Genomic DNA, 11479 nt, shown 5'->3' with positions numbered 1-11479 from the left:
GATCCCGCTGACCGCCCAGTCGACAGTAGGGTTAACCCGACCCTCCCTCAACCATTTTGCGGGTGTCCGGCGGGCCATGTACCACCAGCACACCGTCGGAAGCGCGGACCCTTCCATGCACTCGGGCACGTGGACGAGCACGGCGGGCGGGTAGTGCCTCATGATCATCGTCGGGCCGCCCGTCCCGTCCCGCGGTCGGCCGGCGCAGGCTGGTACGCGTCGAACCAACCGAGGATGCGGTCGTAGATCGCGTCGTCGCGACCGCTGGCGCGATGCCCGTCAGCGCGGTCGTCGATCATGTCGATCACGCAGGACTCCAGGTAGAGCCGCAGTGATCGGCGATGTACCGCGCCCTGTTCGGCCAGCTCGACCTTGCCGGGCGCGCACGGCCACGGCTCACCGCAGGCCAGGCAGTCCCACGTCGGCCGGTCGGGCTGGTGTGGCGTCCTCGGGACCAGCATCAATGGCCGCCGTTCGCGCGGCGCCGTTGGGCCGGGGTGAGTGCTCCGGCTCGCCCGACCTGGTTGTAGGACTGCGTCGGCAGCGCCGCCCAACTCGGTGCGCTCGGCGTGGGCGGCGGGGTGGTCACTGCGGGCAGGTCGGCGGTGTTCATAGCGCCGAAGTGCGGGCACCACCGGCTCTTGACCTTGAAGCTGATCAGGCCCGCGAGAAACCCCGCCATGAGCGCGCTCGTCGCCGCTATCGCCACCACTGGGATTCACCTCCGCAGACGAGGTGGTTCGTGGTCGTCGCCATGTCCTGCCTTCCGTGATGGGCGAGAGCACGCCGACCTGCGACGTACTGTCACGGTGGTCCCGCCGGTCCGCAGGTTCGTTGGGGTGCGGCGGGGACCGCGTGCCCGGTCTCGATTCCGCGGGTGGCGGCCGGCGTGGTGCGGTGGTCGCCGTGGGCTTCGTTGCTGTTCACCAGGTGTTTCGGTCACAGCGTGGCGGTCCGGTGACCCGGAAATGAAGGCGACAGGCGTCAGCCGCTGTCAGCCGACGCGGCAGGTGTCGGAGTACAACCCGGCAGGCGTACAGCTACTCTGCGCTGATGAGCGTTGAGCCGAAAAGGGCCAGTGAATGGACCATCCACGGCGAACGCGTCGTCGACGACACCCGCCGGGCGGTGCTGAGCATCGCGGACGTGGAGCTACCCGACGGCGTCCGCTTCGAGCAGTACGTTCTGCGTATCCCGGCCGCAGCGATGATCATCGTGCTCGACGACGACGAACGCGTGCTGATGATGTGGCGGCACCGGTTCATCGTGGACCGCTGGGTCTGGGAATTGCCGGGCGGCTACCTCGATCCGGCCGAGGACTCCATGACCTGCGCCGCTCGCGAGGTCGAGGAAGAGACCGGCTGGCGGCCACGCAGCATCGAGCAGCTGATCAGCTTCCAGCCGATGGTCGGCACGATCGACCAGGAGAACATCGTCTACCTTGCCCGCGGCGCCGACTTCACCGGCGCGGCCCCGGACATCAACGAAGCCGAACGCCTGGGCTGGATCCCGCTCGACGAGATCCAGCAGCACATCGACAACGGCACCATCGTCGGCGCCGGCTCCGTCTCCGGGCTGCTCGCCCTGCTGCTGCGCAAGGCGACCGGCAAAATTTAGGCGCTCGCCAGGACCGGCCGGGCCCGCTCGGCGAAGTCCTGCACTGCAGGCAGGCCGACATGCTTGGAGAGACGATCGGCGAGGTCGGTCAGGTAGTCGCGGGCGCGTGACGAGTACAGCCCCTCCGTGGCTTCGACCGCGTCGACACCGACCCGCGCGGCTTCCTCCGGCTCGCCGTTCTGCGTGTGCGCCACGGCGAGCAGGACGAGGTTGAACTGCCGTCCCCGCGCGTACTGCCGGCCGTCCATGTCGAGCGACCGGGTGGCGAACCGGGTAGCGATGTCACCTCTGCCCAGGGCGGTGAAGCAGTGGCCGAACTTGGCCGCCAGGTATGACTCGTCGAAGTAGCCGATCCACTGCGGTTCGCTGGTCCGGTCAGCCTTGTCGAAAAGCGCTTCGGCCCTGCTCAGCGCTGCTGCGCAGGCTTTCTCGTTGCCGCCGACGGCATGGCCTTGGGCTTCGAGGACCGCCGATTCCGCCTCGATTGCGGCGATACCTGCCTCGGCTGCTGCGCGGCTGGCGGCCTTGGCCAGGTCGACCGCCTCGCCGGAGGTCCGCAGGAACGCGGCCTGATGGCTCATCGCCGCCAAGATCTCAGCTCCCAGGGCCCGGTCACCGGCGCCGGCCGCGAGGCGCAGGGCCTGGATCAGGTATCGCTGGGCCAGCCCGTGCATTCCGGCGTCGTACGAAGCCCAACCCGCCAACTGGGTCGTCTCCGCGACCGCGGACAATAACTGGCGCCCGGTCGCCGCGTCGTACCGACCGTTGACCAGCTCGGTGACGTCGGCGTTGAGGAAGCGCACCAGGCTGTCACGGATATGGCCGCCGCCGAACTGGTTGTCCAACGTCCGGTAAGTCGAGGTCATCCGGCGCACGGTCTCGACGTCGGCCGTACCGATCAGCCGCTCACCATTGCCGGCCGGGCGCTCGTCGAGCGACGACATCAGCCAACGCATCGCCGCTGGCAGGAAGGCCGTCGCACTGAAGCCCACCTGCCGAAGAAGGTTCCGCCGCTGCATATCGCCTCGCCAAAGATCAACAGCGACATCTATGCCGTGCCGCCAGTCCGGCGCGAACTCTAGCCCGGGCGGCATGGACATAACCGCTTGTTCGGGCGCGACTGTCCGGGTATCGGTGTCGGCTGACACCTCGGACACCATGGCGGACAACTGGCCGCCCGCTTCGAGAGCCTGATCAAGCAAAACCGCGACGGAGAGGCTCGGTCGTTTGGTCCCCGATTCGAGATCCCACAGATGGCCGTGCGAACAATGGATCATCCCGCCGAGCCGGCGCAGCGACAATCCATGCCGCTCACGCAGCTCTCTGAGCTTGCGGCCGAAGTCGGGATGGGCAACAACAGTCCGCCGCGGCATCAGCCACCCCCAACGATTCAATGAACAGCGACCCCCGTTCCCTATCGGGACCGGGCATCACCGGACACCATAGCTCTCAGCAGTACGCTCCGGAGCCCTCACCGGATGACCAATTGATGGGACTCAGGCCCACTGCTCCTCGACGAGCGGGGCAGTGTTTGGTTGATCACGAAGACTTCGCCAGTTCGGCAAGAACTTGTCCATTAGCTTGGTAAAGCGCGGGCCGTGATTTCACTCAAGGAGATGAGTCATGTCATGGACGACAATGTATTTTAGGCAGTCTGGATGCTTCTTCGCGAGCTCGATGTTAACCAAATGTGCCGGGATTCTCGGTTGCATGACCCCCACTTAGTCTTCATTCGCCTGATCGTCCATCGAGACACGGACACTTTGACAGTCGGATCCGCCGCAACTGCTCTCGATACCAGCGATCGAGCAGTTTACGTCAGCGGCACGTCGGCTGACCGGCGTTCGCCACTGACGCCGGATCGGTAGCCGTCGGCCTGTGTTTGACGGGTCGGCGGTGCATCGGGACGGGTCGCACCAGGCGGGATGTTGCTGGTCAGAGGCGGTTTCGGTCGTACCGAATAATTCTCGGTTTTTCTCGCTCATTGACTACCTCGAAGAGGCATTCGAGGCCGAGATGCGGCCACGCCGCTCGTTGATGGGTCGGCCCGGTGTGGCAGGCGCGTCAACGAGCGGCGATCTGTTCGTGGCCTGTTGGTCAGCGGGTTCGAAGTCGCTGGTTGACCTGATCCAGGTCGAATTTGTCCGGGGTGAACTGGTCGGGGTGGTCCAGGCCGAGCCATTCCAGCCGTTCCTGGTGTTCCGGGTGGTTCGGGTCGGTGAGTACCTCGATCAGGTCCTGGTATCCCCAGATGCCGCCGCAGTCGTCGGGTGGGGCCGCGCGCCGTCCGCCGACACAGACCGGGTAGGTGGTGGCCGGGTCGGCGGGTGTCGTCTTCTCGACCAGGATGTCGTGCTCCCAGTCGTCGCCGAAGTCGTAGGTGTAGCGGATTTTGTCTTTGACCGCGGGTGCGACCTGTTCGAGGGTGACCGGGCCGTCCGAGCGGTGCCCGAGGTCGCGGTCGGCACGTCCGAACTGGCCGTATGCGGTGTCGAAGACGTGCAGGTGTCCGCCGTGCCAGCCGAACGCGGCGAGGATCGTCTGGTGGAGCCGGTTGAGGGTAATGTCGCCGGGTACCAGCAGCCGCCGCCAGATCGGCGGTTTGGCACCGCGCAGACTGACTTTGACCTGGTAAATCGGTGACGGCCCGCTGGACTTCTTGCGTTTGGCCGGGAGTTTCGCCGGTGTTGGCCGGCGGGCTGCGGGCAGGTCGAGGCCGAACGCGGCCGGGCCGCCGGAGTTGCCGATCAGGGCGGCGAACTGTTGGAGCACGTCCATCGCGGTCCGGTCGGCGGTGTGGCCGGACGCGGTCGCGTCGCGCGGCCGGCGAGCGGGAGGCAGGGCCTCCAGGCGGCTGCGGGTGAGTACGGCGAGTGGGGCGTATCCCGGGCCGTCCTCCTCGTCGATCAGCTTCGCATCGACCGGGGCATCGTCGTTCGGTCCGTCCTCCTCGTCGTGGACGGCACGCGCCTCCAAGGCTTGCTCGACATGCCAGCGGAACTCCGGCGCGCCCAGCTTCTTCGTACTGATGCTCACCCCGTCCTGCCGGGCGCCCTGATGGATCGCGGCGACCGCGGTCGGCAACTCCTCGGCATCGAGCAGATAGATCTGTTCCGCAGCGCCACAGTGCTGGTGATCCACCGTGATCATCAGTGCATGGTCGCGGCCGGCCCGCTGAAAGGCGCCGATCAGCACCGACATGATGTCCTGGTCGTCATGCATCCGGGTGAACGGCCCTGACGTCAGCGGCTGGGCCAGATCGTCGGCCCAGGACGGGGCCGGGACGCTGTTGGCGCGCATCCGTGCCGAGGCTGCCCGGGCAGCCTCGGTGACCGGCTTCTCTGCCTCGCCGCCCACCGCACCGATCGCGGTGAGCAGCGTCAGTGCGGCCCGGGTGCCGCGCGCCTCGATCGCTGGGATGAAAGCACCGGCAAACGCCGCCATCATCTCGCCGCCGCCGGCTCGGCTCATCGCCACGAACAACGCACCGGCCAGCTCCGCTTCGAGCGGATCGTCGACCTCGGCCAACGCGGACGCGTCATCGACCAGGTCGGTCAGCATCTGTTCGGGATCCGGTCCACCTTCTGCGCAGTCGGGGCAGCCGCAGGCCCGCTCCGGGCCGGGCACGATGGTGAGATCTGGGCGGCGGGCCCGGCTGGTTCCCCGCTTTGCGGGGCGTCGGCTTGAAGAACTCATCGCGCCAGTCTGCCGAACAGCCGGTGCTCGTCGGGTGACCACCCACCGCCGGGTGAAGGCCCGCAGGCCCGCCGCGGTCTTGGCCGGCGATGCCGTACTGGGCGAAATCCGCCGGGTCCAGCGGGCTGGCCTGTCCGAGGGCGGCGGCGAAGATGCGCCGGTCGAAGCCGGACTTTGCGGTTCGGCCGTCCTCGGTCACGATCAACCGCGCGAAGGTGTCGTAGCGCCGTTCGACATCAACTATGACGCTGACATCCCGGTGCGCCTGGACGACGGCGGTGACGGCCGTGTTGAACGGCGTGCCGGATCACGCCCCCCGCCGGCCCGAGGTGGGCCATCCTGAGGACGTGCGGGATTGGAGCGCGCTGCAGCTCGTGGTGCGGCGCACGATCGACGGGCTGGTCGGTTCCGGCCGGGAGATCGGCGTGCAGGTGGCCGCGTACCTGGACGGCAGGCAGATCGTCAACGCGGTGGCCGGGCTCGCCGACGAGGCCGGCGGCCGGCCGGTCACCCCCGACACGCCGTTCTTCAGCTTCTCCACCGGCAAGGGGCTGACCAGCACGATCGTGCACGTGCTGGCCGAGCAGGGCCGGCTCGACTACGACCTGCGGATCGCCGACGTCTGGCCGGAGTACGGCCGGCACGGCAAGGGCCGCACCACGCTGCGGCACGTGCTGACCCACAGCGCCGGCGTGCCGGTGCTGCCCGGCTACACCATGCCGGAGGACTTCCTCGACTGGGACCGGATGTGCCGCACCATCGCGGCCACCGCGCCGGTGTGGGAGCCGGGCACCCGGCACGGCTTCCACGAGTGGACCTACGGCTGGCTGGTCGGCGAGATCGTCCGCCGGGCCACCCAGCGGCCGATCTCCTGGGTGCTGGCCGAGGAGATCGCCCGGCCGTTGCACGCCGAGCGGGAGCTCTTCTTCGGTGTGCCGGTGGAGCAGCTCCCCCGGGTCGCCCGGCTGAAGGACCGGAACTGGACCGCGGCATTGCAGCTGCTCAGCGAGCGGGTGGAGAACTTCGACAAGATCAACCCGCCCGGGGTCCGCCCCGACTCGACCCTGGCGAACCGCCGCGACATCCTGCGAGCGGACATCCCGGCGGTGGCCACGGTGAGCGCGCGCGCCATCGCCCGGATGTACGCGGCGCTGCTGGGCGAGGTCGACGGGGTCCGGCTGATCTCGCCGGACCGGCTCAAGGAGATCACCACGGTGGCCACCCGCGGCCCGGACTGGGCGTTCGGCGGCGACCTGCCGAAGACCCTCGGGTACGCGGCCCAGGTGGGCGGCACCCGGTTCGGCTGGAGCGGCAACGGCGGCAGCCTGGCGGGCTGCTACCCGGAGCTGGGCCTGGCGCTGGCGGTCACCAAGAACCACCTCGGCATCGGCGGCGACGACCCGATGGAGGGCCTCGCGGCGCTGATCGCCGGGGCGGTCGCCGATCGCAGACCTATCGCCGCACCACGCTGACCGATACCCTATACTTCCCTGTACGGCGGATAATGGGGTGCGATGGGTAACGATATGTACTCGGTCGAGCAGGTGGCCGAGCGGCTGGGGCTGCACGTCCGCACGGTCCGGAACTACATCCGGGACGGCCGGCTGAGCGCGGTCAAGATCGGTAAGCAGTACCGGATCGCCCCCGCCGACCTGCGGGCCCTGACCGGCGAGCAAGCGGCGGCCGGCGCCGGGCACGCCGAGGTGTCGAGCATCGTGCAGATCGACGGCCTCGCGCCCGGCGCCGCCGACCGGCTCAGCACCCTGCTCACCGCCGGTGCCCAGAGCCCCCGCGCCACCGCCGACCCGCTCCGCCTCCAGACGATCTACGACGAGGGAAGGTCCCGGATGAAGATCGTGATCCTCGGTGGCCCCGCCGCCACCGCCGACATCCTCCAGCTGCTCGACGACCTGCTCGGCCCGGAGAACGGCCTGTTCGCCCCGGCAGCCGACCGATGACCGGCACCGAGTGGGTGGAGGAGCGCAACGGCGTACCTGTGCTGGTCTGTGCGGCCGACGGGCCGCCGGTGGCCACCGTGCAGGACGCGCTCGATGTGATCGGCGCGGCCTTCGGCCGGGCCGAGCTGGTCGCCCTGCCCGCCACCCGCCTGGACGAGCGGTTCTTCACCCTCGGCACCGGCCTGGCCGGCGAGATCATGCAGAAGTTCGCCAACTACCGGATCAGGCTGGCGATCGTCGGCGACATCAACGGCCACTTGGCGGCGAGCTCGGCCCTGCGCGCCCTGGTGCACGAGTCCAACCGCGGCAGTCAGATCTGGTTCGTCACCGACCTCGACGAGCTCGACGCCCGCTCCCGACCGTCCGGCCCGGTCGGGGCGCCCGGCCGCCCGTCTTGATCGCTGCCGGGTCTGCTGGTTGGCTGGCCGGCATGACTGCGCTCGGACCCGTCGCCTGGCCGCCTGCCCCGATCCGGACCGGGCGGCTCGTGCTCCGCGAGTCCGCGGCCCGGGACCGTCCGGCGTTCCTCAACCTCTTGGCGTCGCCGCAGGTGAACGCCTACCTGGGCGGGCCCCGGCCGCGCACCGAGCTGGAGCGTGAGCTGCCCGAGGTGCCCGAGCAGTGGCCCGGGAGCTTCGTCGTTGACCTCGACGGGGCGATGATCGGCCAGATCCTGCTCAGGAGGGCCACGGGGCACCGCCGCCCGGCCGCCACGGGTAAGGCCGATCTCGGCTATCTGTTCCTGCCGCAGGCGTGGGGATCTGGGTACGCCACCGAGGCGTGCGCGGCGGCCCTCGACTGGTTCGACAGCGTCCTGCCCGGCGAGCCGGTGGTGCTCACCACCCAGAGCGCCAACGCCGGCTCGATGCGCCTCGCGGCCAAGCTGGGGTTCACCGAGGTGGAGCGGTTCCAGGCCTGGGACGCCGAGCAGTGGCTCGGCCTGCGCCCACCGCCCAGCTAGCGAAGCTCGTAGACGGTCACCGGGCCGGCCGAGTAGCGGACCCGCGCCAGCCGGGCCAGCTCCGGTGCGACGGCGCCGGCCCGGCGGTCGGCGAGCAGCCAGACCACCCCGTACGCCCGCAGCCGCGCCAGATCCGCCGGGGCCGCGCCGGTGAACGCCCGCTGGTTGAGGGCGTACTTCGCCGGGTCCGGCGGCGGCTGGAGCACGTACTTGCGCCCACCCACGCCGTTGGCCGCGACGGTCGCGTCCGAGTAGGCCCAGCTCTCCACCAGCGTGCGGCGCCCGCCGAGCCCCGCGACCCAGAAGGCGCGCGCGTCACACGGCTGGTAACGGTTCATCGGCACGCAGTGCACGTTCGTCGCCACCACGTCGTCCGCGGCCGCGTGCCCGTCCAGCCACAGGGCGGCCCGCATCTCCTCCTGGGTGACCATCCGGGCCGGCGCCGGCGGTTCGACCGGTTCCGCCGTCAGCGCCGTGATGCTGACGGTCGTGCCCGTCGCGATGCTCGCGCCGAGCACCGCGGCCGGCACCGCGACCAGCAGCGCCCGCAGGTTGCGCCGCAGCACCAGCACCAGCACGGCCGCCACCAGCACGCATCCGGCCGTGCGCAGCACCGGCAGGGTGAGCGCCCAGGCCCAGCCGCGCTGGGTGTTCTCGCCCGGCAGAGCCACCGCGGGAGCCAGCACCGCCCAGAGCCCGCCGGCGGCCAGCCCGGCCACCGGCACCCACCAGCGGCGGACCCGCTCGGCGAGCATCCACCCGGTCAGCACCACCCCGAGCGGTGCCGCGCACAGCAGGAAGTAGAGCTGGCTGGCCGAGGGGTGCCAGAGCAGCAGCGCGGCGCCGAAGCCCGCGAGCACCGTGCCGCCCAGCAGCCAGGCCGCCGGATCCGAGCGCCCGCGCAGCGCGAGCAGGCCGAGCAGCCGCGGCGTCTGCATCAGCAGCCACCAGACGACGATCCCGGCGACGAAGGCCGCCCCGGTCAGGCCGATCCCTTGCAGGCCCGGCGGGAACAGGCCGCCGGGCGTCACCCCGTCATCGACGCCCCAGGTGGTGTTGTACGGCTCCATCCATCGCAGCAGGCTCAGCGGCTGGACGCCCAGCGTGCCCGCGCCGCCGCCGGCGAACAGCCGGGCGCCGGCCAGCATGACCACGACCAGGAGCGCCAGCAGGCCGGCCACCGCACGTGGCACCCGCCGATCCTGCCGCCAGCGCACCAGGCCCGCCAGCGCCAGCCCGGCGACCAGCGGCGGCAGTGCACTGGACTTGGCGCCCGCGCACGCCAGCGCCAGCGGCGGCACGAGGAACCAGGCCCGGCCCGCCGGGTGGCCGCGCACCACGTCGGCCACGATCGCGACGAGCAGGACCAGCAGCGGCATCGCGTACGTCTGCGACGGGCTCGCGAACGCCAGCGACGCACCCCCGTACGGTGCGACCGGCGCGCCCAGCGTGAGCGGCAGCCCCGCGAAGGCGACCGCACCGGCCAGCGGCCCGGCCCACCACTTCCCGCTGAGTTCCCGGGTCAGCGCCGCGATCACCACGACCGCGACCGCCCCGACCGGCACCATCCACAGCCGCAGCAGCACGGTCGCCGCCGGGATGCCGGTGCTCATGCTCGCGACGGCCATGTCGGCGTCGGAGAGGTAGTGGTATCGCAGCGGGTCGCCGGCCAGCTGCGGCACCTCGAACGGCATCGAGCGGGTCATCTCGTGCACCAGCGCGAGGTGGTACATCAGGTCCGGGTAGTAGATCGTGTCCGCCGGCGGCAGCGGCGTGCCGGCCCAGGCCGCCGCCCCCGCCGCGATCACCAGCACCAGCGCCCCGCAGGTCAGCCAGGACCAGGCCGGCGGCAGTGGCCGGGGCTCGGCGATCCGCCAGTGCCGGCGCAACGCGGGCACGGCCAGGAACACCACCGGCACCAGCACCGGCCAGTACGGCAGCAGCACCTGCCACCCGGTCGCCGCCGCCAGCGCCCAGCCGCCGAGCTGGAGCACCAGCCCGGTGGCCGCGCCGTAGCCGAGGTCCTCGGGCAGGTTGCCGCGGCTGCCCCGGATCGCCCGGTGCACCAGCGTGCCCGGCAGCACCACGCCGGCGAACAGGTAGAGCCCGTAGCGGACGATCTCCCGGTCCGGGACGTCCGCCCAGTGCCACGCCCCGGCCAGCAGCGCGCCGACCAGCAGCCACGGCAGCACCGCCAGGAGCCGGTGCGCGGTGGTGCAGGGTGCGGCCCGCGGGACGACGGCGGGACGGGACAGCAGTGCGGTCACCGGCGCCCGGCCGCGGAGCGTTGCCGCGGGATGTCGAGCTGCCCGTCGCCGGTGGCCGAGTCGAATCCGATGTGGAACGTGGGGCGGTTCTGCACGGTGCGGTAGATCCGGGCCACGTACTCGCCGAGCAGGCCCAGGCAGATCAGCTGCACCGCGGAGAGCATCAGCACGGCGAGGAAGAGCGACGTCCAGCCCGGGATGACCGTGCCGTTCGACCACACCACGAGGCCGAAGATCATCAGGGCCAGGCAGGCCGCGAAGGCACCGAGGCCGAGCCAGGTGGCGATGCGCAGCGGGGCCGCCGAGAAGTTCGCGGCGCTGTCCCAGGCCAGCCCGACCATCTTGCGCAGCGGGTACTTGGTCTCGCCGGCCGCGCGCCGCTCGCGGGCGTACCGGACCGAGCCGGAGGCGAAGCCGAGCGACGGCACCAGCAGGCGGTAGACCGGCGCGCGTTCGGGCAGGCGCTTGAGCACCTCGACCACGTCCCGGCTGAGCAGCCGGAAGTCGCCGGCCTGGGCGGGCACGTCGGCACCGACCAGCCGGCGCATCACCCGGTAGTAGGCCCCGGCGGTGTGCCGCTTGAAGGCGGTGTCGGTGCTGCGGTCGGCGCGGACGCCGTACACGACGTCGAGGCCGTCTTCCCGGGCCACCCGCAGCATCTCGGCGATGGTCTCCGGCGGGTCCTGCAGGTCGGCGTCGATGCTGACCACCCAGTCGCCGCGGGCGCGCTGCAGCCCGGCGGTCAGCGCGGCCTGGTGCCCGCTGTTCCGCCGCAGCTTGACCAGGCGCAGCTCGGGCCAGGTCCGGCCGTGCTCGAAGAGCAGCGTCGCGGTCCGGTCCGCGCTGCCGTCGTCGACCGCGACCACCTCGTAGGGGACGCCGAGACCGTCGAGCGCCGGCCGGAGCCGGTCCACGAGCGCGGGGATCACCGCCTCCTCGTTGAACATCGGCACGACGACCGACAGGACGGTGCTGTCCAC

General features: G+C 70.9%; 13 protein-coding genes. 6 read left to right on the top strand and 7 right to left on the bottom strand.

Translation table 11 applies throughout. The features are described 5' to 3' along the window. Nucleotides 1-164 precede the first annotated feature (164 nt). Nucleotides 165-308: a hypothetical protein gene (locus ACIBQZ_RS01170; protein ID WP_396086415.1), complete on the bottom strand. Its 144-nt coding sequence runs from the start codon at nt 306-308 to the stop codon at nt 165-167. Nucleotides 309-460: 152 nt separating this feature from the next. Beyond that, nucleotides 461-682 (bottom strand): hypothetical protein, encoded by a 222-nt coding sequence (locus ACIBQZ_RS01165; RefSeq protein WP_396086414.1) that lies wholly within the window; start codon nt 680-682, stop codon nt 461-463. Nucleotides 683-1050: 368 nt separating this feature from the next. Between ACIBQZ_RS01165 and ACIBQZ_RS01160 the strand changes: the two genes are divergently transcribed. Then, on the top strand, nt 1051-1617 hold the full coding sequence (locus tag ACIBQZ_RS01160; protein WP_396086791.1) for an NUDIX hydrolase: 567 nt from the start codon (nt 1051-1053) through the stop codon (nt 1615-1617). Here the strand turns inward: ACIBQZ_RS01160 and ACIBQZ_RS01155 are convergent. The 3 genes from ACIBQZ_RS01155 to ACIBQZ_RS01145 form a co-directional block, all read right to left on the bottom strand. After that, nucleotides 1614-2990: a helix-turn-helix domain-containing protein gene (locus ACIBQZ_RS01155; RefSeq protein ID WP_396086413.1), complete on the bottom strand. Its 1377-nt coding sequence runs from the start codon at nt 2988-2990 to the stop codon at nt 1614-1616. The two genes, ACIBQZ_RS01160 and ACIBQZ_RS01155, sit on opposite strands and share 4 nt — an antisense overlap. Before the next feature lie 272 nt (nt 2991-3262). Beyond that, on the bottom strand, nt 3263-3373 hold the full coding sequence (locus tag ACIBQZ_RS01150; RefSeq protein ID WP_396086412.1) for a hypothetical protein: 111 nt from the start codon (nt 3371-3373) through the stop codon (nt 3263-3265). A 341-nt stretch (nt 3374-3714) separates the two neighbouring features. Beyond that, entirely contained in the window at nt 3715-5178 is a 1464-nt protein-coding gene (locus ACIBQZ_RS01145; protein ID WP_396086411.1) for a plasmid pRiA4b ORF-3 family protein, read from the bottom strand. A gap of 169 nt (nt 5179-5347) precedes the next feature. Here ACIBQZ_RS01145 and ACIBQZ_RS01140 point away from each other — a divergent pair, with 169 nt between their 5' ends. Genes ACIBQZ_RS01140 through ACIBQZ_RS01120 form a run of 5 tightly spaced genes read left to right on the top strand, consistent with a single transcriptional unit; the run spans nt 5348 to nt 8232 of the window. After that, nucleotides 5348-5656 (top strand): hypothetical protein, encoded by a 309-nt coding sequence (locus ACIBQZ_RS01140; protein WP_396086410.1) that lies wholly within the window; start codon nt 5348-5350, stop codon nt 5654-5656. A 4-nt stretch (nt 5657-5660) separates the two neighbouring features. Then, nucleotides 5661-6785, top strand: a complete 1125-nt coding sequence (locus ACIBQZ_RS01135) for a serine hydrolase domain-containing protein (RefSeq protein WP_396086409.1) — start codon at nt 5661-5663, stop codon at nt 6783-6785. A gap of 42 nt (nt 6786-6827) precedes the next feature. After that, on the top strand, nt 6828-7271 hold the full coding sequence (locus tag ACIBQZ_RS01130; RefSeq protein ID WP_396086408.1) for a helix-turn-helix domain-containing protein: 444 nt from the start codon (nt 6828-6830) through the stop codon (nt 7269-7271). Further along, nucleotides 7268-7669, top strand: a complete 402-nt coding sequence (locus ACIBQZ_RS01125) for a DUF4180 domain-containing protein (RefSeq protein ID WP_396086407.1) — start codon at nt 7268-7270, stop codon at nt 7667-7669. The genes ACIBQZ_RS01130 and ACIBQZ_RS01125 overlap by 4 nt, the downstream gene beginning before the upstream one ends. 32 nt (nt 7670-7701) lie before the next feature. Continuing rightward, nucleotides 7702-8232 carry a GNAT family N-acetyltransferase gene (locus ACIBQZ_RS01120; protein WP_396086406.1) on the top strand — a complete coding sequence of 177 codons (531 nt, stop codon included), beginning with the start codon at nt 7702-7704 and terminating at the stop codon, nt 8230-8232. On the opposite strand, the gene ACIBQZ_RS01115 is transcribed toward ACIBQZ_RS01120, so the two are convergent. Beyond that, nucleotides 8229-10499, bottom strand: a complete 2271-nt coding sequence (locus ACIBQZ_RS01115; RefSeq protein ID WP_396086405.1) for a hypothetical protein — start codon at nt 10497-10499, stop codon at nt 8229-8231. The genes ACIBQZ_RS01120 and ACIBQZ_RS01115 overlap by 4 nt on opposite strands. Then, on the bottom strand, nt 10496-11479 hold the full coding sequence (locus tag ACIBQZ_RS01110; RefSeq protein WP_396086404.1) for a glycosyltransferase family 2 protein: 984 nt from the start codon (nt 11477-11479) through the stop codon (nt 10496-10498). The genes ACIBQZ_RS01115 and ACIBQZ_RS01110 overlap by 4 nt, the downstream gene beginning before the upstream one ends.

The organism is Actinoplanes sp. NPDC049599 (genome assembly GCF_044465625.1).
In the GTDB taxonomy this organism is placed as follows: Bacteria; Actinomycetota; Actinomycetes; order Mycobacteriales; family Micromonosporaceae; genus Actinoplanes.
The sequence above is the reverse complement of the archived record's forward strand: the minus strand, read 5'-3'. Positions and strand labels throughout refer to the sequence as shown.